Origin of the sequence: Pseudomonas sp. RL_105y_Pfl2_101 (genome assembly GCF_963970585.1) — a bacterium.
Classification (GTDB): Bacteria; Pseudomonadota; Gammaproteobacteria; order Pseudomonadales; family Pseudomonadaceae; genus Aquipseudomonas.
Genome location: NZ_CAXAPG010000002.1, coordinates 79,804 through 103,278, shown reverse-complemented (window position 1 = coordinate 103,278; position 23,475 = coordinate 79,804). Strand labels below are relative to the sequence as shown.

Below are 23,475 nucleotides of genomic sequence, written 5' to 3'. Positions count from 1 at the left end.
TGCCTCGAGATACGTGAGCGCCCGGAACCGTCCGAGCGACGTTGGCCACTGCGGTGGCCTGCGGCGAAAGATAAGGGGGCTGATGGCCGATTGTCCAGTAGCGGCGCGCAACTATTTTCGACGACACTGTCGAGCTCGCTACCCAGCCATCAACGCTGGCTGCGGGCAGTTGAATTCGCTGTACCCAATCGAACGGAATGAATGATGGAATTTTCCAGCGGTTTTCTGCTGAGTCTCTCCCTGTGCCTGGACATTGGCGTGGCCAATATCGCGATGATCACCCTGGCGATGCAGCGCGGTTACTTCCAGGGTTTCGCCCTGGGCCTGGGCACCTGCGTGGGCGACCTGGTCTACGCCGTCCTGGCCCTGGCGGGCATGACCGTGCTGCTGCAATACGAAGCGGTGCGTTGGGTGCTCTGGCTGGGTGGCTCGGGACTGTTGCTGTATTTCGCGGCGAAGATGATCCATTCGGCGATCTATCACAGCGCCGTGCTGGCCGAGGCCGGCGAGGTGCAGGGTAACTCCTCGCGCCAGGAGTTCTTGCGCGGGATTTTCCTGGCCATGTCATCACCCAGTGCCATCCTCTGGTTTGCGGCGGTGGGCGGTTCGCTGATCGCTCGTTCGGGCGGCGGAACCTTGCTCAGCTCGGCGCTGTTCCTCAGCGGTTTTCTCTGCGCCGGACTGCTGTGGTGCGCGGCCCTGTGTCTGGCGGCGACCCAGGGCGGAAAACTGTTGGGAGATAAACTGTTGCGTTACTCCTATTGGGCATCCGCCGCGATCTTCTGCTATTTCGCGGTATACGTGATTGTTTCTGGCTACAACGAGTTTGTCGGAAAAGCCGGGGCCGGTGCTTTGCCGGGCATTTGACAGGCGAAACGACCCTGGCAATCACGGTTTGGCTTCTATACTGCCAAGCCTGACTTCACGTTTGCTGGAGTGTTACTGCATGGAAAAGCTCAAACGCGATTACATAGCCGAACCACGCTTTGAACAGGGGCGTTTTCAGCTTATTGCCGGCTTTGGTGCTCGTTTTACCCAGGACACTGCCCAAGACATCCCTTTGCTCTGGGAAAAGTTCCTGCCCTGGCTCGGTAAGGTGCCAGGGCAGAAAGATGAAGTGACCTACGGCGTGTTTTGTAACCCGGACGGGCAGGGTGGGTTCGAATACATTGCTGGCGTGGAAATCAGCCGGCTCGCTGGTCTGCCGGAACAATACCGCTGGATCGAAATCCAGTCGGGGTATTACGCCGTCTTCGAACACAAGGGGTCGTTGAAACAACTACCGGACACGTTCCAATACATCTGGAACGAGTGGCTGCCACATTCCGGTCATACCGCGGCGCAATTGCCGGAGTTCGAGCGCTACAGCGAAGACTTCAACCCCAGGACCGGTGAAGGCACCCTGGAGATCTGGATCCCGCTCAAAAGTCCAGGCGCCGTGTAGGAGCTGCCGAAGGCTGCGATCTTTTGATCTTGGCTCTGTACGTCGCTCAAGACTTGATTGGCTGTGGAAAGATCGCAGCCTCGCTTCGCTCGACAGTTCCTACGGGGGCAAGGTGTCAGAACACCAACCCCATCCGCCGCTCATAACCGATGCGGCCCTTGTAGGCCTCGCCACTGTCGACCCAGCCCAGCCGGGTGTACAGGCCGATGGCCGAGGCGTTATCGGCGTCGACCGAGAGTTCCAGCCCGCGGATTTCCGGCCAGGCGGCCCGCGCCACGGCGGGCAGCGCCTGCAGGCAGGCCTTGCCATAACCTTTGCCTTGGGCTCGGTGGTCCACTTGCAGGGCATGCAGGGTGGCGCTGTGTTCGTTGGCCCAGGCGGGCAGTACCGGCGGGCGCTTAAGCAGCAGGAAGGCCACCGGTACCTCTTCTGCCAACAGCGCAAACCCTTTGACCCCGGGGCCGGGCTTGGACAGCAGGGTGTGCAGGGCACCGTGGATATCGCCGGCGAACTTGATCTGTTCGAGGTGGATTTCGATCGCGCTGACCTGTTCGCGTTGAAGCGGGGTCAGGTTTTCGTAGGGTACGAGCTGAGCGGTCAAAAAAACGTCCGTTGTCTGCCGGCAGAATAGGGCTGGGATTCTAGCGTTTTTTTTTCTTTGAATTATTTTTGTTGGGGTGTCGATTCGCTGTTTCTCCAACCGACAAAGGGTGTCTTCAACAAAAAAGCTGCGGAGAATCACCATGAATACCCAAGCCACTGAAACCGAAATACAGGCCTTGATCGAGACCTATCGCCAAGCCGTCATGGCCAAGGACGTCGAAAAGGTCATGGCGCTCTATGACGAAGACATTGTCTCGTTCGATGCCATCCTGGCCTTGCAATTCAAGGGCAAGACCGCTTACCGGGCCCATTGGCAAGCCTGCATGGAAATGTGCCCCGGCCCGCACAAGTTCGACTTCCATCAGGTCAAGATTAGCTCGGCCGACAATATCGCTTTTGCCCACTGGCTGGCCTATTGCGGCGGCACCAACGAAAAAGGTGAGGAACAGGCCTGCTGGATGCGTGTGACGGCCTGCTACCAGCGTGTAGCCGGGCAGTGGCGGATCGTCCATGAACATTGGTCTGCACCGTTCGACCCAATGGCCGGGACAGCGCTGTTCGACCTGCAACCCTGATCGTCAGTTTTTTTGCTGAGCCTCATTCTGCCATCCATAGTTGATCAGTCCGATCACGGAGCCTTCCATGAAGTACCTATGCCTGGTGTATAGCAACGAACACACGCTGCACAACTCGCCCGACAGCCCGGAGGACGCCGAGTGCATGGCCTATGCCGAATCGATCCAGGGCAGTGGGCGGATGCTGGCCGCCGAGGCCTTGGAGTCGGTGCAGACCGCCACCACGGTGCGCATGCGCGGCGGCAAGCTGTCGATCACCGACGGCCCGTTCGCCGAAACCAAGGAGCAACTGGCGGGCTTCTACCTGATCGATGCCAAGGACCTCAACGAAGCCATCCAGGTCGCCGGTAATATCCCGGCGGCCCGGGTCGGCTGCGTCGAAGTGCGACCGGTACGCCAACTGAATCCCTGAACAACAAATACAAACAGGACTTTATTCATGAGCCTTGCAGCTGCCCCCTACGCGTTATCCATCAGCCGAATGATCGACGCACCGCGTCAGAAGACTTTCCGCACCTGGACCGAGCCCGTCTTGCGGGTCCAAAGGGGACCCCAAGGCATGCGCGACTGATGTTGGCCGGAACGGTCAAGGCGCGGGTTGAGCAGGTTTATCGGCAAGACTCGCGGCGGATCTTGGCGACGTTGATTCGCCTGCTGGGGGACTTCGACCTCGCCGAAGACGCCTTGCACGAGGCTTTTTTCATCGCGCTCGAGCGCTGGCAGCGCGACGGTGTGCCGGACAACCCGCGGGCCTGGCTGGTGTCTGCCGGGCGTTTCAAAGCCATCGACAGTTTGCGCCGGCGCGCGCGATTCGCCGCGTCCCGGCCGATGTTGATCGCCCAGCTCGAAGCGCTGGAGCAGGGCCCGTGGAATGATGAAGACGTGGAAGATGATCGCCTGCGGCTGATTTTCACCTGTTGCCACCCGGCCCTGGCAGCGGATGCCCAGGTGCCCCTGACGCTGCGGGAAGTCTGTGACCTGACCACCGAGCAGATCGCCCGGGCTTTCCTCGCCGCTCCGGCGGCCATTGCCCAGCGCATCGTGCGGGCCAAGGCGAAAATCCGCGATGCCAGGATCCCCTACCAGGTGCCGTCCCGCGCGGAACTGCCGGAACGGCTGGACAGCGTGCTGCGGGTGATCTACCTGGTGTTCAACGAAGGTTATTCGGCCTCGATGGGCGCAGAGCTGACCCGCGAAGACCTGACGCGCGAAGCCATCCGCCTCGGGCGTCTGCTGATGGAGTTGCTGCCCGAGGCAGAGGTCATGGGGTTGCTGGCGTTGATGTTGCTGCACGAATCCCGGCGCCCGGCGCGAACGTCATCGACCGGTGAGCTGATTCTGCTGGATGAACAGGCGCGATCTTTATGGGATGCCCAGATGATCACCGAGGGCTGTGCATTGGTGGAGGCCGCGCTGAAGACCCGCCGGTTCGGGCCGTACTGCCTGCAAGCGGCGATTGCGGCGGTGCATGCCGAAGCGCCGACGGCAGAGCAGACCGACTGGCCGCAAATCGTCGGACTCTATGATGTGCTGCTCAGGGCCGTGCCGTCTCCGGTGATCGAACTCAACCGCGCCGCTGCCCTGGCCAAGCGCGACGGACCGGAAGCCGGCTTGCGCCTGGTCGAGGCGATTCTGGGGCGTGGGGAGTTACTCGACTATCACTTGGCCTACTCGGCGCAGGCGCAATTCTGTCGTCAACTGGGACGATTGGACGAGGCGAGGGCGGCGTATCGACGCGCGCTTGAGTTGACGCAGCAATTGCCGGAACGGCGGTTTATCGAGGGGCGGCTTGCGGGGTTGCAATGATGACCCACAAGCAACGCTCCCTGTGGGAGTTGTGGTGTGCATCGCATTTTATGAGCATCGGAAACCAATGTGGGAGCGAGCTTGCTCGCGAAAGCGGAGAATCGGCCAACATCGATGTTGACTGATTAAGCCCCTATCGCGAGCAAGCTCGCTCCCACAGGTTTTGTGGTTTGGCTGGCTGCGTTAACCTTCAGCCAGCCGGCGTTGATCAGAACTCGTGATCAGCGCTGTCCGGGTTCAGCTCGCTGATGCCCAGTTTGCCAGCAGCCTGTTCGATCGAACCGGTCTGCTTGACCAGTGCGGCGATGGCGTCGCGCACGACCTGGTTGCCTGCGGTGTTGCCGGCGGCGATCAGTTGGTCGTAGTGCTCACCTTTGTTGGCGTGATCGACCATGACCTGGATCTTGGCTTCGGTGTCGGCCAGGTCGGCCTTGAGCGCGGTGTCCGCGGCCGGATCGGCCTTGGCGACCAGGGACGACAGGCTCGCGCCGGTCATCTTGGTGCCGTCGACGCGGGTGTATTCGCCCAGGTACACGTTGCGTACGCCCTTGGCATCGTAGAAGTGCGAGTTGTGGGTGTTGTCGCTGAAACAATCCTGCTCGTCTTCTGGCGAGTTGGCTTCCAGGGACACCTTCATGCGTTCGCCCGCCAGTTCACCCAGGGACAGGCTGCCCATGCCGAACAGCATCTTGCGCAGGCCGTTTTCGGCGGGCTCGGCTTCCAGGGTGGCGCGGTAGTTGTCGGCCACGTTGGGTTTCCAGTTGCCGACCATCTCTTCCAGGTCGTTGACCAACAGTTGGGTCACGGACTTGAGGTAGGCACGACGACGGTCGTTGTGGTCGCCTGTGGCGCCAGCGCCTTGCAGGTAGTCGGACGCCGGGCGGTTGCCCGCGCCAGGGCCGGTGCCGTTGAGGTCCTGGCCCCACAGCAGGAACTCGATGGCGTGGTAACCGGTGGCGACGTTGGCCTCGGAACCGCCCAGCTCGTTCAGGCCGGCGAGTTTTTCCGGGGTGATGTCCTTCACGTCGACCTTGTCTTCGCCGACCTGGACTTCAGTGTTGGCGATGATGTTGGCGGTGGCGCCCGGGTTACCCAAGGCGTGCGCGTAGGATTGGTCGACGTAGTCGATCAGGCCCTCGTCCAGGGGCCAGGCGTTCACCTGGCCTTCCCAGTCGTCAATGATGGTGTTGCCGAAGCGGAACACTTCGCTTTGCAGGTAAGGCACGCGTGCGGCGACCCAGGCAGCCTTGGCGGCGTTCAGGGTCTCGGCGTTCGGCTTGGCCAGGAACGCGTCGACGGCGGTTTGCAGGGTTTTCGCTGTGGATTCGGCATCGCTGTAGACGGCATAGACGATGTCGGCATAGTGCGCGACAACGGCCTTGGCGGCAGCTTCGTCGATTTTTCCGGCAGCAGCAGGGGCGACCGGTGCCGCGGTGCTGGCGGCAGGCGTTGGCGCTTGCGGCGCGGAGGCCTTGTCTTTGCCTTCGCCGCAACCGGCGAGGGAAATAGCGATGGCCAGCAGACTGGCGGTAGCCAGGGGCATACGAATCATGGCGAACATCCTGCTTCGGTAATGGATGGGACGGGCGCGAGTGTGCGCAAAACTGCGACATAATGCGAAAGATTTGCATTATGTGTAAAGGGTTGTAGGTGTAAATATTTCTTATTTAATGATGGGAGATTGCCGCCTAAGGTAGCGTCTGTAGGCGCTGCCGAGCGAAGCGAGGCTGCGATCTTTTCACTGACGCTTGAATCCAAAGCGAACGAACCAAAGATCGCAGGCTTCGCCAGCTCCTACAAAGGCTGGCGCCCGGGCGGAATCAGATGATGGAAACCTTGCTGCGTTCGGCCTGCTTCAGGTAAAGGCCCAATTCCCGTGCCGGCAGTGGTTTGCTGTAGTAATACCCCTGACCTTCGTGGCAGCCCTCGGCGATGATGTAGGCTTCCTGCTCGACCGTCTCGACGCCTTCGGCAATGACCTGCATCCCCAGGCTCTTGCCCAACTGGATGATGGCCCGGACGATGGTTGCATCGTCCTCGTCGTCGAGCAGGTCCTGGACGAAGCTCTTGTCGATCTTGATCTTGTCCAGCGGCAGGCTCTTGAGATAGCTCAGCGATGAATAGCCGGTCCCGAAGTCATCGATGGCAATCAGCGCTCCAGAGCGGCGCAGGCTCAGCAAATGCTGGGCAGCGGTGGTGATGTCTTCCATCAGACCGGTCTCGGTAACCTCCAGCTCCAGGCTGCGCGGTGGCAGCCGGTACATTTGCAGGAGATTGTTCACCACCCGCGGCAGTTCGGCGTGGTGCAGTTGCACCGTCGACAGGTTGACCGCCATGCGCAGGTCGAGGAAGCCCTGGTCGTGCCATTCGCGCAATTGCCTGCAAGCCTGGTCCAGCACCCATTCACCGATGGCGATGATGGTACCGTTCTGCTCGGCCAGGGGAATGAACAGGTCCGGTGGCACTAGGCCGTGCTCGGGATGGTGCCAGCGGATCAGGGCCTCGGTGCCCACTACTCGCAGGTCTCGGTAGCTGATCTGCGGCTGGTACACCAGGGTGAACTGCTCGCGGGACAGGGCCTCGCGCAAGTCTTTCTCCAGTTCGCGACGGCGGCGCATCTCGCTGTCGACGCTGGCGATGTAGAACTGGTAGCGATTGCGCGAGCGGCTCTTGGCCAGGGTCATGGTCTGCTCGGCTTTCTGCAACAGTTTCTCGGTGCTGTCGCCGTCTTCGGGGAAGAGGGTGATACCGATGGTGGCCCGTAGGCGGATTTGCTGATCGTCGATGGCGAACGGCGCTTCCAGGTCATCGAGGATGCTCTGGGCCAGTTCAGCGGCCTCGTAAGGCTGTTCGATGTCGGCCTGGACCAGGGCGAACTGATCGCCCCCCAGCCGCGCCAGTGCGCCGAGCCGGCCACTGTGGGCACGCAGTCGATCGGCCAGGGCCAGCAGCAGCTGGTCGCCGGTCTGATAGCTGAACTGTTCGTTGATGCCCTTGAAGTCATCCAGCCCAACACACAGCACCGCCACCCGACGTTGCAGGCGCCCGGCGTCCACCAGGATCTTGTCCAGTTGCTGTTGCAGTTGCTGGCGGTTGGGCAGGCCGGTGAGGAAGTCGTACTGGGCCATGCGTAGCAGGCTGTTTTCCGCTTCGTGGCGCAGGTTCGTGTTGCGTTCGATGGATTCGAGCAGTTGGTTGGCCGTATTGATCCACAGGCCCAGCTCGTTTTGTTCGTGGCCGCGCAACTGCGGGATCTTGTGCGCGCTGGGGCGATCAGGGTTGATTTCGGTCAGGTGCTCGATGATCCGCGACAACGGTTTGGTCAGCAGCCAGTGATAGACCAGGTACAACACCAACCCCATGGCCAGGGCCCGCAGCATCCCGGAAATGAAAATGATCACCGAATTGACGATGAAGCCCTCGCCGTAGGTGGCGGTGTCGAGGGTAATGCTCAGGTCGCCGTAATACTCGCTATAGGGCCCGCGTCCCACCAGTTGCGTGGTGAAGGTGCGCTCCTGGCCCAGGATCAGGTCAGTCAGCCAGCGGCTTTCGGAGTGCTGCAAGGGCCGGGCTTTTTCGGCGAGCATGGTTTCGCGGGGATGGCCAATGGAAGCCATGCGTACGGCTTCGTCCTGGAACAGGCCCTCGATCACTTGCATGCCCATCTCCCGGTCCAGGCTGTAGACGGCCTGGGTCGAAGGATCGCGGAACATATCGAGGATCTGCTGGGCGTCACTGGCGACGGCCTTTTTGGTTTTGTAGGCATCGAACACGATCTGGGCGCAGCTCAAGACCATGCCAACGATCAATGCCGAGAGGAGCACGACCCGGAGCAACTTCACAGACAAGCTGTTCTTGAGTTCCAGCTTCAAAGAGTGGTTCCTTGTTCCGTGCGGGTAGCGTCAAGTTGCCATGAGTATTGGCAATCCTGTGATGTCAGTCAAAGGGACAATCAAACACAAGGTTTTTCGCTTGAAACCTGAGCGGTGTACGTTTTTTCCAGAGTGATTGCTCTACGACCATTGTGTCGGTTGGAAGGGGCCGCAACTTGAGGTCTCCAGGGATTTTTTCTTGGGGTTCCAGACTCGAGGTATTGGCCTGTGGTCATTTTTGCCCGGCAAAAAAAACCCGGCACGACGCCGGGTTTTCTTGTCTGGCATCGACGCTTAGGCGGTGAAGGCTTTGCCTTCGAACTGCTCGGCGACGAATTTCCAGTTGACCAGGTTCCAGAATGCTTCGACGTATTTCGGACGAACGTTGCGGTAGTCGATGTAGTAGGCGTGTTCCCACACGTCGCAAGTCAGCAGCGGGGTGTCGCCGCTGGTCAGCGGGTTGCCGGCACCGATGGTGCTGGCCAGGGCCAGGGAACCGTCAGCCTTTTTCACCAGCCAGCCCCAACCGGAACCGAAGGTGCCGATGGACGTCTTGCTGAATTCTTCCTTGAACTTGTCGAACGAACCGAAGGCCGTGTTGATGGCTTCAGCCAGCGCGCCGGTTGGTTGACCGCCGGCGTTTGGCGCCAGGCAGTTCCAGTAGAAGGTGTGGTTCCAGATCTGAGCGGCGTTGTTGAAGATGCCGCCCGAGGAAGTCTTGACGATTTCTTCCAGGGTCTTGCCTTCGAACTCGGTGCCAGGCACCAGGTTGTTCAGGTTCACGACATAGGTGTTGTGGTGCTTGTCGTGGTGGTATTCCAGAGTCTCTTTGGAGATGTGCGGCTGCAGTGCATCGTGTGGATAGGGCAGCGGCGGCAATTCGAAAGCCATGGTGATTCTCCTAATCAGGTCAGTTGCGGTGAGCGCAAGGCCGATCACGGGCGGCCAGACTAGCGCCGGGGAGTTTGTACTCTTTGCGGCGCAGGAGTCGGATCATAGCACCGGGGGTGCGGCATAACCACGCAACAACTGTGTGGAATAGAGGTTCCAGAGCGGTTTGGAATAATCAGCCGTTGACGATCAATTGCACCGCCACGGTAAACATCATCGCTGCCACCAGCAGGTCGAGGATCCGCCAGGTGCTTGGACGAGCCAGCCTGGGGGCCAGCCACGCGGCGCCGAAAGCCAGGGTGAAGAACCACAGCAGCGAGGCACTGGCCGCGCCCACGACATAGGCGCCGGGCACGCTCTGCTGGGCACCGAGGGAACCGATCAGCAGCACGGTGTCGAGGTAGACGTGGGGGTTGAGCAGCGTCACCGCCAGGGCGCTGAGCAGCACCGCCCGCAGCGAGCGTACGGCTTGGTTTTCCCCCTGTTGCAGGCTTTGCTTCGAGCAGGCCCGGCGCAGGGCCAGGCTGGCGTACCAGAGCAGGAACGCCGCACCGCCCCAGCGGGCAATCGACAGCAGCAACGGACTCTGGGCCAGCAAGGTCGCCAAGCCGAAAACCCCGGCGGCGATCAGCAGCGCATCGAACGTGACGCACAGCGCCGCCACGGGCAGATGATGTTCGCGGCGCAGGCTTTGGGCCAGCACAAATGCGTTCTGGGCGCCGATGGCCATGATCAGCCCAAGGGCCACCAGCAGGCCATTCAAATAACTTTGCCACATAGGTTTGATTCCCGGTTGGTGTACGAATGCTGGTCATTCTCCTGGCAAGAGATGTATAAGAAAAACCAATATTACTGATTGCTCATTAGGAAAACTGATGTTCGATTATAAATTGCTTTCTGCCTTGGCTGCCGTGGTCGAGCAGGCCGGTTTCGAGCGCGCGGCCCAGGTGTTGGGTTTGTCGCAATCGGCCATTTCCCAACGGATCAAACTGTTGGAAGCACGCGTCGGCCAGCCCGTGCTGGTACGTGCCACGCCGCCGGCACCTACGCAAATCGGCCGACGATTGCTCAATCACGTGCAACAGGTGCGGCTGCTTGAGCGTGACCTGCAAAGCCTGGTGCCGGCCCTGGATGAAGAGGGCTTGCCCGAGCGTTTGCGCATCGCCTTGAACGCCGACAGCCTGGCAACCTGGTGGGCGGCGGCCGTAGGCGATTTCTGCGCCGAGCAGCACCTGTTGCTCGACCTGGTGGTGGAGGACCAGACCGTTGGCCTCAAGCGCATGCGCGCCGGTGAAGTGGCGGCGTGTGTCTGTGCCAGCGAACGTCCGGTGGCGGGCGCCCGCAGTATTTTGCTGGGGGCGATGCGTTACCGGGCGCTGGCCAGCCCGGCGTTCATCGCCCGGCATTTCCCCGGTGGGGTGCGGGCTGATCAACTGGCCCGTACGCCAGCATTGGTGTTTGGCCCGGATGATTTCCTGCAGCACCGCTACCTCGCGTCGGTGGGCGTGGACGGCGGTTTCGAGCACCATCTGTGCCCCTCGTCCGAAGGTTTTATTCGTCTTGCTGAAGTCGGACTGGGCTGGGGGCTTGTGCCGGAGCTGCAAGTGCGCGAACAGCTGGAACGCGGCGTGCTGGTGGAATTGTTGGCAGATAAACCGATCGATGTGCCGCTCTACTGGCATCATTGGCGCAATGGCGGGCAGTTGCTCGGCTTGTTGACCGAACAGTTGATCCGCGCCTCCCGGCAGTGGCTGGTGCCTTGGGAGGCGCAATAGACGTCAAGCAGCAGGTAAAAGCGGCGCACAGATAAATTTGCAGGTTGTAGTGCGAGGCTCGTAACCGCATTTCTTAGGAGCATTCATGAAAATTCTGGTCACCGGCGCGAGCGGCTTCATTGGCGGGCGCTTCGCGCGTTTCGCCCTGGAGCAAGGCCTGGATGTACGGGTCAATGGTCGCCGGGCCGAGAGCGTAGAGCACCTGGTGCGTCGCGGTGCACAGTTTGTCCAAGGGGATCTGAGCGACCCGCTGCTGGCCCGCGATTTGTGCCTGGATGTCGAAGCCGTGGTGCATTGCGCCGGCTCTGTGGGGCTTTGGGGGCGCTACCAGGATTTCCACCAAGGCAATGTCCAGGTGACGGAAAATGTCGTCGAGGCCTGCCTCAAGCAAAAGGTTCGCCGCCTGGTTCATCTGTCCTCGCCGTCCATCTACTTCGACGGTCGTGACCACCTCGGGTTGACTGAAGAACAAGTGCCCAAGCGCTTCAAGCACCCTTACGCTGCCACCAAGTACCTGGCCGAGCAGAAAGTCTTCGGCGCCCAGGAGTTCGGCCTCGAAGTGCTGGCCCTGCGCCCGCGGTTCGTGACCGGCGCCGGTGACATGAGTATTTTTCCGCGTCTGTTGAAAATGCAGCGCAAGGGGCGCCTGGCGATTGTCGGCAACGGGCTGAACAAAGTGGATTTCACCAGCGTGCAAAACCTCAACGAAGCGCTGCTCAGCAGCCTGCTGGCTACCGATTCAGCGTTGGGCAAGGCCTATAACATCAGTAATGGGGCACCGGTTCCGCTGTGGGATGTGGTCAATTATGTGATGCGCCAGATGGAAGTCCCACAGGTCCGGCGTTATCGTTCCTACGGCTTGGCTTACAGCATCGCGGCCCTGAATGAAGGTTTCTGCAAATTGTGGCCGGGCCGCCCCGAGCCGACGCTGTCGCGCCTGGGCATGCAGGTCATGAACAAAAATTTCACCTTGGACATCAGCCGGGCCCGGCACCATCTCGATTACGATCCGCGGGTCAGTCTGTGGACCGCCCTCGATGAATTTTGTGCCTGGTGGAAGGTCCAAACTGCCCGCTGATCGCCCCGTCATGAACCGAGTGCCAGGTTCGGGGTCAATCGGTGCGGCGGGCGAGGGGGTTATACTCACCGCATCAAGCCATCACCGGTTTCCCAAAGGTTGAACCATGCCCATGCGTAACGATGCCAACGACGACTTCGATGATGTACCGAGCCTGCGGATGCGGGCCGACATTCCCGATGACGATGATTTCCTGCCCAACCGCCAGCCTCACCTGCAAGCGCGCCCGGCGCCCGTTGCCACGGCCAAGGTCAAGGGGCCCAGCACCGGGCCGCTGTGGGCACTGGTCGGCGCGCTGCTGTGTGCGTTCGGCTTCCTGGCTTGGTGGAGCTTTCAGCAGATTTCCCTGATGGAGCAGCAACTGGTGGCCACCCAGGAGAGCTTCGCGCGGATCAGTGAAGATGCGGCGGGACGACTGCAGGAGTTTTCTGGCAAGGTCGTCGCCCGCCAGTCCAATGTGATGAGCGACAGTGAGGCCTTGAAACTGCAGATCAAGCAGTTGGAAAGCAAGCTGCAGGATCAGGGCAAGCAATTCGACAGCAAGTTGCAGGAGCAATACAGACTGCAGCAAGCCACGTTCGGTCCGTCCGCCGACCTGGACAAGGAACTGGCCCAGCTCATTGCCCAGGCCACTGAACAGCAGAACACCAACACTCAGTTGCAAGCTACCAACACGGAGCTCCAAGCCCAGGTCAAGACGCTGGCGACTGAAGTGTCCGCCCTGAAAAACCAAGGCGAGGGTGGTGCCCTGGATGCTCAGCTCAAGAGCATCGGTGCCGATATCACCGCCCTGAAAAGAGCCACCTCCAACTCGGCCATCGACCGCCTGGAGCAGGACGTGATCGTGCTCAAGAGCCAGCAGGATAAGGGCGGTAGCACTGCCGAGTTCGATGCCTTCCGCGGCCAGGTCACCCGCAACATCAACACCTTACAAGCGCAGATTCAGAACTTGCAGCAGCAACTCCGCGGTCAATAAGTCTGAGTGGACCTGATGTTCGGCCCGCGCCTACCCCTGTAGGAGCTGCCGAAGGCTGCGATCTTTTGATCTTTTCGCTCAAGACTCAATTGTGTGGGAAAAGATCGCAGCCTCGTTGCACTCGTCAGCTCCTACTCCCCCGCGCCGTCTACGCTCTTGAAACACCAACAAGAACGAGGGGCGCGCATATGGTTTTTTTTCACAGAATGGCCTGGCTGGGCGCAATGCTTGTGCTGGGGCTGGCACCGGTTCATGCCGCGACACCGGATGACGGCCAGGCGGCCCGCTCGCTGCTGGAAAAGGCCTTGGCCTATTACCACGACAATGGCGACAAAGCCTTTGCCGCCTTCAGTCGCCAAGGGGAGTTCGTCGACAAGGATCGCTACGTATTCGTGGTGAATACCCAGGGTGTGATGCTCGCCAGTGGCGGGCCTTCCTCGGCGCTGATCGGGCGAGACGTGTCCGAAGTGCTAGGCCCGGACCTGCGCAAAGCGTTCAAGGATGCCTTGAAAACTCCTGAGGCCAGTGGCATCCAGCAAGCCGAGTACCGTTGGCAGAACTGGTCGGACGGCAAGGTCGAGCGCAAGCACGTGTACTTCCAGCGCGTCGGCGAACGAATCCTGGCCGTCGGCTACTACCTGCCACGGGCTTCCGCCGAACAGGCCCGGGCGCTGTTGGACAAAGCCTCGAGCGATCTGCTGAAAAACGAGAAAGCCACGCTGGCGGCGGTCAATTCCCTCAAGGGCGGTTATTTGCAGGATGACCTGTATGTCTTTGTGGTTGACCTCAATACCCGGCGGTATGTCGGCCACGGTACGAACCTGCGCTTGATCAATACCGATTTTGCCAAGGTCAAGGACCCCGATGGCAAGCCGGTGGGGGAGCCGATCCTGACCATGATCGGCAAGCAGGATGTGGGGGAGTATGAGTATCGTTGGAAGAACCCGGTGACCGGCAAGGTCGAGGACAAGCATGCGTACCTGAAGAAGGTCGGGCATTTTCTGGTGGCGGTGGGGTATTACAGTCCTTGAGGGGGCATCGTTTGGTGTGTATATCCGTTACCGCAGCAACGGATATACACCCGATAAAAGCACCACAGCGGGGACCCATATCGGGAATCCAGCCAAACTCAGCCCGCCACCAACACCCGAATCGCCTCCAAGCGCAACGCCGCCTTCTCAAGCATCGCCAGCCCTTGCTCGCGTTGTTGGCGCAGGGCCACCAGTTCGCTGTCACGCACGGTTGGGTTGACCGCTTGCAGGGCGGTCAGGCGTGCCAGTTCCTCGTCGGTATCGGCGGCCAAGCGACGTTGGGCCTCGGCCACGCGTTCGGCGTGGCGTGGGGCGATCTTTTCTTCGCCGGCGTTGATCCGTGGCGTGAGCAGGTCGCGTTGAGCCTGGATGAACTTGTTGGCGCTGGCGCGGGGCACGCTTTCGAGCTGCTCGTTCAAGGTTTCGAACGAGACTCGGGCGGCCAGGTCGTTGCCGTTGGCGTCCAGCAGGCAGCGCAGGGCGGCCGGCGGTAGGTAGCGGCCCAGTTGCAGCGAGCGCGGGGCCACTACTTCACTGACGTAGAGCAGTTCCAGCAACACGGTGCCGGGCTTGAGGGCCTTGTTCTTGATCAGCGCCACGGCGGTGTTGCCCATGGAACCGGACAGCACCAGGTCCATGCCGCCTTGCACCATCGGGTGCTCCCAGGTGATGAACTGCATGTCTTCGCGCGACAGCGCCTGGTTGCGGTCGTAGGTAATGGTCACGCCTTCGTCGTCGCCCAGCGGGAAGCTGGCGTCGAGCATTTTTTCGCTTGGCTTGAGGATCAGCGCGTTTTCCGAATGATCCTCGCTGTCGATACCAAAGGCGTCGAACAGGGTTTCCATGTAGATCGGCAGGGCAAACTGGTCGTCTTGCTCGAGAATGGCTTCCACCAGCGCATCGCCTTCACCGGCACCGCCGGAGTTGAGCTCCAGCAAACGGTCGCGACCGGTGTGCAGCTCGGCCTCCAGGCGCTCGCGTTCGCTGCGGGCCTCGTCGATCAGGGCTTGCCACTGGCCATCGTCGGCTTCTTCCAGCAATGGCAGCAGGCGCGGGCCGAACTGATGCTGCAAGGCGTTGCCGGTCGGGCAGGTGTTGAGGAAGGCATTCAGCGCTTCGTGATACCACTGGAACAGCCGCGCCTGCGGGCTGGTTTCCAGGTACGGGGTATGCAGCTCGATGGTGTGCTTCTGGCCGATCCGATCCAGACGACCGATACGTTGCTCGAGCAAGTCCGGGTGCGCCGGCAGATCGAACAGCACCAAGTGATGAGCGAACTGGAAGTTACGGCCTTCACTGCCAATCTCCGAGCAGATCAGCACTTGGGCACCAAACTCTTCGTCGGCGAAATAGGCCGCTGCGCGGTCGCGCTCCAGGATATTCATGCCTTCGTGGAACACCGTGGCCGGGATGCCGGAACGCACGCGCAGGGCGTCTTCCAGGTCCATGGCAGTTTCGGCGTGGGCACAGATCACCAGCACTTTGGTGCGTTTGAGCATCTTCAGGGTGTCGATCAGCCACTCGACCCGAGGGTCGAAACGCCACCAGCGTTCTTCTTCGCTGGCGTCCGGCAGGGCCTGGAAACTGACTTCCGGGTACAGCTCGGGGTGATCGCCCAGGGGTAACTCGAGGTACTCGTCCGGGCATGGCAGCGGGTAGGCGTGCAGCTTGCGCTCAGGGAAGCCCTGCACGGCGGCGCGGGTGTTGCGAAACAGCACGCGGCCGGTGCCGTGGCGGTCCAGCAGTTCGCGCACCAGGCGGGCACTGGCTTCGACATCGCCATCACTGACCGCGGTCAGCAAGGCTTCACCTTCATTGCCCAGGAAGCCTTGGATGGTCTTGTGGGCCTCAGGCGAGAGACGGCCTTTGTCCAGCAGCTCCTGCACGGCTTCGGCCACCGGGCGATAGTTTTCGCTCTCGGCGCGGAAGGCCTTGAGGTCGTGGAAGCGATTCGGGTCCAACAGGCGCAGGCGGGCAAAGTGACTGTCCTGGCCCAGTTGTTCCGGGGTCGCGGTCAGCAGCAGCACGCCCGGGATCGTCTCGGCGAGTTGTTCGACCAGCGCGTACTGCGGGCTGACCTGATCTTCGTGCCACACAAGGTGATGGGCCTCGTCGACCACCAACAGGTCCCAGCCAGCGGCGAACAGCGCGTCCTGGGCCTTCTCGTCGTCCACCAGCCATTCCAGCGCCACCAGGGCCAGTTGAGTGTCTTCGAACGGGTTGCCGGCATCGCTTTCAATGAAGCGTTCTTCGTCGAACAGCGCGACCTGTAGGTTGAAGCGCCGACGCATTTCCACCAGCCATTGGTGCTGGAGGTTTTCCGGCACCAGGATCAGGACGCGGTTGGCACGGCCGGACAGCAGTTGTCGGTGGATGACCAGGCCGGCTTCGATGGTCTTGCCCAAGCCCACTTCGTCCGCCAGCAACACCCGCGGCGCAATGCGGTCGGCCACTTCACGGGCAATGTGCAATTGGTGGGCGATTGGCTGGGCACGGACGCCGCCCAGGCCCCAAAGCGAAGACTGCAACTGGCGGCTGGTGTGTTCCAGGGTGTGGTAACGCAGGGAGAACCAGGCCAACGGGTCGATCTGGCCGGCGAACAGACGGTCGCTCGCCAGGCGGAACTGGATAAAGTTCGACAGTTGGGTTTCGGGCAGGGTGACGACTTCGTTCTGCTCGTTGAGGCCGTGGTAGACCAGTAGCCCGTCGACGTCATCGACTTCGCGTACGGTCATTTTCCAGCCTTCGAAGTGAGTGATCACATCGCCTGGCGAGAACCGTACACGGGTGAGCGGCGCATTCCGTAGCGCGTACTGGCGAGTGTCGCCAGTGGCCGGATAGAGCACGGTCAACAAGCGGCCGTCCTGTGCCAGAACGGTGCCTAAACCCAACTCGGCTTCGCTGTCACTGATCCAGCGTTGCCCCGGTTGATACTGCTGCGCCATGCTGCCTGACTCCCGCCTTGAAAAAGCCGGTTATATTAACGGAAGGATCCCTCAGACCAAAGGATTTACGTACGCTGATTCGTTAGCGACGGCACGGAACTTACGCTTGCCCTGCGATCAAACAAGCTCGGACCAGGGGATTGCTGCAATACCAACTGGGTCACAAGTTTCGGACCGGCGGTTCAAGCTGCCACTTTTCCAGCCGACAACCTGAAGACAGGAGACCTTTATGTTGCCACCCATTCTCCCTTTGAGCGCCGTACCCATCACCGCTCAACAGGATCCGGTTCGCCAGCGACCGGACATACCGCCCGTGGTCCCGGTGCAGCAAAGCTCCAACGAAAGCACCATCGACCTGCAAAACCGCGACCCGGAAGAGGCTGCGCTGCTGTTGCGCGAGGAACAACGTCGCCAGCATGAACGCAACAGGCGCCGCCGCGAGGCCGATGAAGACCCTGAAGAGCACCTGGCCATACCGGGTACCGAACTCAACGCCGACAACACTGTGCCGGTGGTGCCGCTGATAGACGAAGAGTCGCGCCAGGGCTTGTGGGTCGATATCCAGATATGATTCAGGTGTCTGCCGACGTACGCAGGCTAGTCAACGCCGCCAACAGCCCGCATCATGGGCGCATCCGCAATTCACTGCACGATGCCCAGACGCCATGAGCCAAGACGACAAGCTGATCGACCTCAGTGCCGAGCGCGCCAAGCGCGTTCACGACCTCAACGAAAAACGCCTCAATGAAGTCCGCCAAGCTTTCGAGCAGGCCATGCCGTTGGGCAAGCCCAAGAAAAAGCCGAAAAGCAAACCGAAAAAGCGCTGAGCCCCCTCGATCCATTGATGCAGATCAGTTATTTCCCCACCTTTTCACCCCGTTGCGGGCGCTATTGACCCCGGTCAATTTTTATCCAGGCCTGATTGGTTAACTTGAACCCATCGCAACAGGGACAAGACCAGGAGGCCAGTCATGTTTTTCGATAATGTGGTGTTTGCCGGAGTGTTGACGGTTGGCCTCATGGTCGTGTTTTTCGCAGGCTTTGGATTATTCATCTGGAAAGACGCACACAAGCGGAAAAAACCGTAGGTCTTTCCGGCTACAACGAGCACGCAAGGCATTTTGGGCGACTTCGGTCGCCCATTTTTTTTGGCAAATTTCCCCTGTTCGGCACAAAACAACTGTGGGTGCGGGCTTGCTCGCGAAAGCGGTATGTCAGCCACTGAGTAGCTGACTGAACCGACGCTTTCGCGAGCAAGCCCGCTCCCACAAGTTGTTCAGCGTTAGGCATAAAAAAAGGTGCGACCCGCAAGGATCGCACCTTCTTTTTTGAGCCGCTGGAATCAGCTGCCCAGGGCCTTGGACGCCAGCCAGAACAGCCCGGCCGACAGCGCCACCGTTGCTGGCAGGGTCAGCACCCAGGCCAGCAGGATGGTGCGCACGGTGCCACCTTGCAGGCCGCTCTTGTTCGCGACCATGGTGCCAGCCACGCCCGAGGACAGTACGTGGGTGGTGGAAACCGGCAGGCTGAAGATGTTCGCCATGCCGATCATGCACGCGGTGGTGATCTGCGCTGACATGCCCTGGGCGTAGGTCATGCCTTGCTTGCCGATCTTCTCGCCGATGGTCAGTACCACACGCTTCCAGCCGACCATGGTGCCCAGACCCAGTGCCAGGGCGACCGCCAGGATTACCCAGAACGGGGCGTATTCGGTGGTGGCGGTCAGGTCCTTGCGCAGCTTGTTCAGGTCGTCTTTCTCACGGGCTGCCAGGCCTGGCAGCTTGCCGACCTTCTTCGCCGTGTCGTCCAGGCAGAGCAGGTAGCGACGAACCTCGATACGTCTTTCCGACGGCAGCGAATGGTAGTCCGCCACGCCTTTGAGTGTGTCGAGCAGGGCATCGATGGTGGGTTCGGTCTGCTGCGGATTGCAACGGAACTTCTCTGGCAGATCGCCTTTCACGCTTTTGCCCAGCGCCAGGTATTCTCCCAGGGACTCGCTGTTGCGTTGGTAGAACTGGCTCAGGTGCAGAGTCGCGTCACGGGTCCGCTCTATCTGGTAGGTGGTGCTGCCCAGGTCGAGTACGAACTGCGCCGGCACGATACCGATCAGTACCAGCATGATCAGGCCGATGCCTTTCTGGCCATCGTTGGAGCCGTGGACAAAGCTGACGGCCATGGCCGAAATCACCAGCACCAGGCGATTCCAGAACGGCGGGTGCTTCTTGTCGTCGAGCTTGCGGCGCTGTTCCGGTGTCTTGTGCATCTTCGACAGCGGACGCCACCATTTCAGGCCGATCAGCACCAAGGCTGCGACCAGAAAGCCGGCCATGGGCGAGAACACCAGGGAGGCGCCGATATCGATCGCCTTCTGCCAGTTCACCCCGTCGGCCAACGGGATACCGTTGATCAACGCGTTGGCGAGACCCACGCCGAGGATCGAACCGATCAACGTGTGGGAACTGGACGCCGGGATACCGAAGTACCAGGTGCCCAGGTTCCAGGTAATGGCCGCTGCGAGCAGCGAAAACACCATGGCCAGCCCGTGTCCGGTGTTCACATTGATCAGCAGCTCCACGGGCAACAAGTGAACGATGGCATACGCCACCCCCACACCGCCCAGCAGCACGCCGAGGAAATTGAACACACCGGAAAAGAACACCGCCAGATGAGGCGGCATGGCTTTGGTGTAGATAACAGTGGCAACCGCGTTAGCGGTGTCATGAAAGCCGTTGATGAACTCGAAGGCGAGGACAAAAGCCAGGGCGAGCAAGAGGCTCACAAGCACCCAAGCATCCAGTCCGCTGAATAAATCGATCATGAAGGTTTTCTGACCCGGTCGTAAGGGGGCGCGATTATGCCAGAAAACCTTGGCAATCGATGCATTGCCTGCTCATCGGTAACATTCTTCAACGAAATAATTTGTAGGAATGACTCTGGTACGAGGTTTTTCGCGGGGTGCGTAACCCTTTGATTCAGGGGCGCAAAGTGTCCCGGAACCTGATCGCCGCCCGCTGTGAAGCACTACGGGTGGTTGTATGAAATATCTGAAAGAAGGTCGGCCATGACCCTTCCCGCCCGTCGGACGGGAGCGGATGGCGGCCCGCTCATGGCGGGCGCGGCTGCGGCTCCCGGCCTGGGTGGCGGCCGGAGACCTCTTCACAAGAACATCAGGCCCAAAGCGTCACTGCTCTTCGGGTTTGAGTTCTTTTTCCATTTTCTGGAGTTCCTGGGTGAAGGCCTGATCCTGAACGGTGGCGCGCTTACGCCAGGGTTTGCGTTCCGGTTCAGGTTGCGCGGCGTAGGTGGTGACTTCCCCGCCGTAAACTTCCTTGTAACGTTGTTCCTGGCGCTCAAGTTCCGCGCGCAGTTCGTCTTTCGTCACAGTTTTACCTAATTAATTGAAATGGAATCTGGTGATACGCACTGCATGTAGACATGCAGACGGCCACGGCACCAGAGCTGACAGCTGACGTAGCATCAGGGCTTCGTGTTGTTGCCAATACAGGGGAAGCGACCCTAAAGGTGCTTCGGGCGCCAAGTCTTAACCAAGGTGCCTGCGTACGGGAGCGGTCGATTGGCCGCACCGTCGCTGAATTGCATTATAGCGGTCCAGCTGAATAACACTATCGGGAAAAATTTAAAGAGGCCTGTTGTTGTGTGAATCGATGTTTGTATGTGCAAACTTGTGTCAATCAGGTTTCAGAAGATGCTTGCTAGTGCCGATATCCTGAGGCCGTTCAAGGCGACAAGTTCAATATCGCTCACACCTTCACGTCACATCGCTTGTCACTTTCGCTCAACTTGTTGTCGAGCGTTCGACGGCGACGAATTCATGACACGGGGGAGGATTGCGATTATCGGTTGTCGGTTCGATAATCGAACGCTGTTGGCGGTCCGACCCTTGTCTGTCCGTCGGGCAGCCGCTTGTAATAGCCGTCATTCCCGTGGAAGGACCAGACATGAACGACCAATTGCGCAATGCTTTCACTTCAGTCGCGCCACCGATCGTCGCCTCGCCGGCCAAGCGGATCCAGGCCCTGACCGGCGATCCTGATTTCATGACGTCCCTGGCCCGCGGATTGGCCGTGGTCCAGGCCTTCCAGGAACGCAAGCGGCACCTGACCATCGCCCAGATCAGTCATCGCACGGAAATCCCTCGCGCCGCCGTCAGACGTTGCTTGCATACCTTGATCAAGCTTGGCTACGCCACCACGGACGGACGGACCTATTCGCTGCTGCCCAAAGTGCTGACCCTGGGGCACGCCTATCTGTCCTCGACGCCCCTGGCCGTTTCTGCCCAGCCGTACCTGGACCGCATGAGCGAGCAATTGCACGAAGCCTGCAACATGGCGACGCTCGAAGGCGACGACATCCTCTATATCGCCAGGTCAGCCACCACCCAGCGCCTTATTTCGGTCGATCTGTCGGTCGGAGGGCGTCTGCCAGCCTATTGCACCTCGATGGGCAGAATTCTCCTGGCGGCCCTGGATGATGCTTCGTTGCGTGACTACCTGGACCACGTCGATCTGCAAGCCAAGACCAGCCGCACCTTGCACACCCCCGAGGCATTGCTTGAATGCCTGGAACAGGTACGACAGCAAGGCTGGTGCATCGTCGACCAGGAACTGGAGCAGGGCCTGCGTTCGATTGCCGTGCCGGTGTACGACGCTTCCGGGCAGGTGGTCGCGGCGCTGAATGTCAGTACCCATGCCGGGCGGGTCAGCCGCAATGAGCTGGAACAGCGCTTCCTGCCGGGCCTGCTGGGGGCCAGTCGCGACTTGAGCGCGCAATTGTTCACTTAAGCTGTTCGATAAACGCACACAGTCGGCGGCGATGAATTGACGGTATTTGCCTGCCCTCATTAATGTCGCGCAGCGTCATCCGGCGTGTTTCGCCGGTCCCTGATCGTTCGCCTGCGTTTATCGCGTGGAATAAAAATAAAATGAATCAACCCCAGACCTCCGTAGGCAACTGCCTCGATGTGCAGTCCTTCATCAATGCCCAGCCCATTTCGCGCTACCAGTGGCGGGTGGTGATTCTCTGTTTCCTGATTGTTTTCCTCGACGGCCTCGATACAGCGGCCATGGGCTTCATCGCCCCGGCGTTGTCCCAGGACTGGGGCATCGACCGCGCCAGCCTTGGCCCGGTGATGAGCGCCGCGCTGATCGGCATGGTGTTCGGCGCACTGGGCTCAGGGCCGCTGGCTGACCGCTTCGGGCGAAAAGTCGTACTGGTGGGCGCGGTCCTGCTGTTCGGCGCGTTCAGCCTGGCGTCGGCTTACAGCGCCAACGTCGATCAATTGTTGGTATTGCGTTTCCTGACCGGCCTGGGATTAGGCGCCGGGATGCCGAACGCCACCACCTTGCTGTCGGAATACACCCCGGAACGCAAGAAATCCCTGTTGGTGACCGGCATGTTCTGCGGCTTCAACTTGGGCATGGCCGGCGGTGGCTTCATCTCCGCCAAGCTGATACCGGCATTCGGTTGGCACAGCCTGCTGCTGATTGGCGGGATCCTGCCGTTGATCCTGGCGGTCGTGTTGCTGTTCTGGCTGCCGGAGTCGGCGCGTTACCTGGTGGTGCGCAATCGCGGCACCGACAAGGTGCGCAAGACCCTGGCACCGATCGAACCGAACACGGTCGCCCAAGCGGCGAGTTTCAGTGTGCCGGAACAGAAAACCGTAAAAGCCCGCAATGTGCTGGCGGTGATCTTCTCTGGTACCTACAGCGCTGGCACCTTGCTGCTGTGGCTGACCTATTTCATGGGCCTGGTGATCGTCTACCTGTTGACCAGTTGGCTGCCGACCCTGATGCGCGACAGCGGCGCGAGCATGGAGCAGGCAGCGTTTATCGGTGCGCTGTTTCAATTCGGCGGCGTATTGAGCGCAGTAGGCGTGGGATGGGCGATGGACCGGTTCAATCCGCACAAGGTCATCGGCATTTTCTATCTGATGGCCGGGGTGTTTGCCTACGCGGTGGGGCAGAGCCTGGGTAACATCACCTTACTCGCCACCCTGGTGCTGGTGGCCGGCATGTGCGTCAACGGCGCGCAATCGGCGATGCCTTCGCTGGCCGCGCGTTTCTACCCGACCCAAGGCCGCGCCACCGGTGTCTCGTGGATGCTGGGCATCGGTCGTTTCGGCGCGATCCTCGGCGCCTGGATGGGCGCGACCCTGCTGGGCCTGGGCTGGAACTTCGAACAGGTCCTGACCGCCCTGGTCATCCCGGCAGCTCTGGCGACCACGGCAGTGGTGATCAAGGGCATGGTCAGTCATGCGGATGCGACCTGAGCCAACGGCATGACCCTGTGTAAGACAAATGGTGGCATGCAAGGCTCCCACAGGGTTCTGTGCACTTGGATAGATCGATAGCCAAACAACAATCTGTTCGATAAACGAACACTCAGTCGATTATCGGATTGTTTGGCTTTTCCCCCAGGCTTAATCTTCAGTCACTCCGGCGCTTAACCTCGCGCCTTTT

General features: G+C 60.5%; 22 protein-coding genes and 1 pseudogene. 15 read left to right on the top strand and 8 right to left on the bottom strand.

Annotated elements, in window-relative coordinates:
- The first annotated feature begins 204 nt into the window (after positions 1-204).
- Positions 205-867 (top strand): LysE family translocator, encoded by a 663-nt coding sequence (locus AACY31_RS03145; protein ID WP_339475893.1) that lies wholly within the window; start codon positions 205-207, stop codon positions 865-867.
- 79 nt (positions 868-946) lie between these two features.
- Complete coding sequence (locus AACY31_RS03140) at positions 947-1,444, top strand: GyrI-like domain-containing protein (RefSeq protein ID WP_339475891.1); 498 nt, start codon at positions 947-949, stop codon at positions 1,442-1,444.
- A 115-nt stretch (positions 1,445-1,559) separates the two neighbouring features.
- Here AACY31_RS03140 and AACY31_RS03135 read toward each other — a convergent pair whose 3' ends face one another.
- Positions 1,560-2,045, bottom strand: a complete 486-nt coding sequence (locus AACY31_RS03135) for a GNAT family N-acetyltransferase (protein ID WP_339491512.1) — start codon at positions 2,043-2,045, stop codon at positions 1,560-1,562.
- Between the two features lie 142 nt (positions 2,046-2,187).
- Between AACY31_RS03135 and AACY31_RS03130 the strand changes: the two genes are divergently transcribed.
- The 4 genes and pseudogenes from AACY31_RS03130 (at position 2,188) to AACY31_RS03115 (ending at position 4,428) form a co-directional block, all read left to right on the top strand.
- A complete protein-coding gene (locus AACY31_RS03130; protein WP_339475885.1) occupies positions 2,188-2,622 on the top strand; it encodes a YybH family protein in 435 nt (144 codons plus the stop codon).
- Between the two features lie 67 nt (positions 2,623-2,689).
- On the top strand, positions 2,690-3,034 hold the full coding sequence (locus AACY31_RS03125) for a YciI family protein (RefSeq protein WP_003198606.1): 345 nt from the start codon (positions 2,690-2,692) through the stop codon (positions 3,032-3,034).
- A 27-nt stretch (positions 3,035-3,061) separates the two neighbouring features.
- Positions 3,062-3,184, top strand: a pseudogene (locus AACY31_RS03120) (polyketide cyclase); the annotation flags it as partial.
- Between the two features lie 8 nt (positions 3,185-3,192).
- Entirely contained in the window at positions 3,193-4,428 is a 1,236-nt protein-coding gene (locus tag AACY31_RS03115; RefSeq protein ID WP_339475880.1) for an RNA polymerase sigma factor, read from the top strand.
- 208 nt (positions 4,429-4,636) lie between these two features.
- On the opposite strand, the gene AACY31_RS03110 is transcribed toward AACY31_RS03115, so the two are convergent.
- The 4 genes from AACY31_RS03110 to AACY31_RS03095 form a co-directional block, all read right to left on the bottom strand.
- Positions 4,637-5,980, bottom strand: a complete 1,344-nt coding sequence (locus AACY31_RS03110) for an imelysin family protein (RefSeq protein WP_339475878.1) — start codon at positions 5,978-5,980, stop codon at positions 4,637-4,639.
- 268 nt (positions 5,981-6,248) lie between these two features.
- Positions 6,249-8,300, bottom strand: a complete 2,052-nt coding sequence (locus tag AACY31_RS03105; protein ID WP_339475876.1) for a putative bifunctional diguanylate cyclase/phosphodiesterase — start codon at positions 8,298-8,300, stop codon at positions 6,249-6,251.
- 294 nt (positions 8,301-8,594) lie between these two features.
- A complete protein-coding gene (locus tag AACY31_RS03100) occupies positions 8,595-9,191 on the bottom strand; it encodes a superoxide dismutase (RefSeq protein WP_339475874.1) in 597 nt (198 codons plus the stop codon).
- 175 nt (positions 9,192-9,366) lie between these two features.
- Positions 9,367-9,969, bottom strand: coding sequence for a LysE/ArgO family amino acid transporter (locus AACY31_RS03095; protein WP_339503841.1), 603 nt, complete (start codon positions 9,967-9,969; stop codon positions 9,367-9,369).
- Between the two features lie 97 nt (positions 9,970-10,066).
- Between AACY31_RS03095 and AACY31_RS03090 the strand changes: the two genes are divergently transcribed.
- The 4 genes from AACY31_RS03090 (at position 10,067) to AACY31_RS03075 (ending at position 14,051) form a co-directional block, all read left to right on the top strand.
- A complete protein-coding gene (locus tag AACY31_RS03090) occupies positions 10,067-10,966 on the top strand; it encodes a LysR family transcriptional regulator ArgP (protein ID WP_339475870.1) in 900 nt (299 codons plus the stop codon).
- Between the two features lie 85 nt (positions 10,967-11,051).
- The gene (locus AACY31_RS03085; protein WP_339475867.1) at positions 11,052-12,044 is read left to right on the top strand and encodes an NAD-dependent epimerase/dehydratase family protein; all 993 of its coding nucleotides are present in this window, start codon (positions 11,052-11,054) and stop codon (positions 12,042-12,044) included.
- Positions 12,045-12,150: 106 nt separating this feature from the next.
- Entirely contained in the window at positions 12,151-13,020 is an 870-nt protein-coding gene (locus AACY31_RS03080) for an ATPase (protein ID WP_339475865.1), read from the top strand.
- Between the two features lie 188 nt (positions 13,021-13,208).
- A complete protein-coding gene (locus AACY31_RS03075; protein ID WP_339475862.1) occupies positions 13,209-14,051 on the top strand; it encodes a cache domain-containing protein in 843 nt (280 codons plus the stop codon).
- 98 nt (positions 14,052-14,149) lie between these two features.
- Here the strand turns inward: AACY31_RS03075 and rapA are convergent, their stop codons facing one another.
- Positions 14,150-16,996, bottom strand: a complete 2,847-nt coding sequence (rapA, locus tag AACY31_RS03070; RefSeq protein WP_339475859.1) for an RNA polymerase-associated protein RapA — start codon at positions 16,994-16,996, stop codon at positions 14,150-14,152.
- A 229-nt stretch (positions 16,997-17,225) separates the two neighbouring features.
- On the opposite strand from rapA, the gene AACY31_RS03065 reads away from it, so the two are divergent.
- From AACY31_RS03065 to ccoM, 3 genes are all read left to right on the top strand, one after another.
- On the top strand, positions 17,226-17,567 hold the full coding sequence (locus tag AACY31_RS03065) for an aspartate-semialdehyde dehydrogenase (RefSeq protein WP_339475857.1): 342 nt from the start codon (positions 17,226-17,228) through the stop codon (positions 17,565-17,567).
- A 94-nt stretch (positions 17,568-17,661) separates the two neighbouring features.
- Positions 17,662-17,823, top strand: a complete 162-nt coding sequence (locus AACY31_RS03060) for a hypothetical protein (protein ID WP_265066463.1) — start codon at positions 17,662-17,664, stop codon at positions 17,821-17,823.
- Positions 17,824-17,967: 144 nt separating this feature from the next.
- Entirely contained in the window at positions 17,968-18,084 is a 117-nt protein-coding gene (ccoM, locus tag AACY31_RS03055; protein ID WP_014336959.1) for a cytochrome c oxidase subunit CcoM, read from the top strand.
- A gap of 254 nt (positions 18,085-18,338) precedes the next feature.
- On the opposite strand, the gene AACY31_RS03050 is transcribed toward ccoM, so the two are convergent.
- Together AACY31_RS03050 and AACY31_RS03045 are read right to left on the bottom strand one after the other, a co-directional pair.
- Entirely contained in the window at positions 18,339-19,814 is a 1,476-nt protein-coding gene (locus AACY31_RS03050) for an inorganic phosphate transporter (protein WP_339475846.1), read from the bottom strand.
- Between the two features lie 363 nt (positions 19,815-20,177).
- The gene (locus AACY31_RS03045; RefSeq protein WP_339475844.1) at positions 20,178-20,378 is read right to left on the bottom strand and encodes a hypothetical protein; all 201 of its coding nucleotides are present in this window, start codon (positions 20,376-20,378) and stop codon (positions 20,178-20,180) included.
- Between the two features lie 577 nt (positions 20,379-20,955).
- Here AACY31_RS03045 and pcaR point away from each other — a divergent pair.
- Together pcaR and AACY31_RS03035 are read left to right on the top strand one after the other, a co-directional pair.
- The gene (pcaR, locus tag AACY31_RS03040; protein ID WP_339475841.1) at positions 20,956-21,798 is read left to right on the top strand and encodes a pca regulon transcriptional regulator PcaR; all 843 of its coding nucleotides are present in this window, start codon (positions 20,956-20,958) and stop codon (positions 21,796-21,798) included.
- 140 nt (positions 21,799-21,938) lie between these two features.
- Complete coding sequence (locus tag AACY31_RS03035) at positions 21,939-23,285, top strand: MFS transporter (RefSeq protein WP_339475838.1); 1,347 nt, start codon at positions 21,939-21,941, stop codon at positions 23,283-23,285.
- Positions 23,286-23,475: the final 190 nt, after the last annotated feature.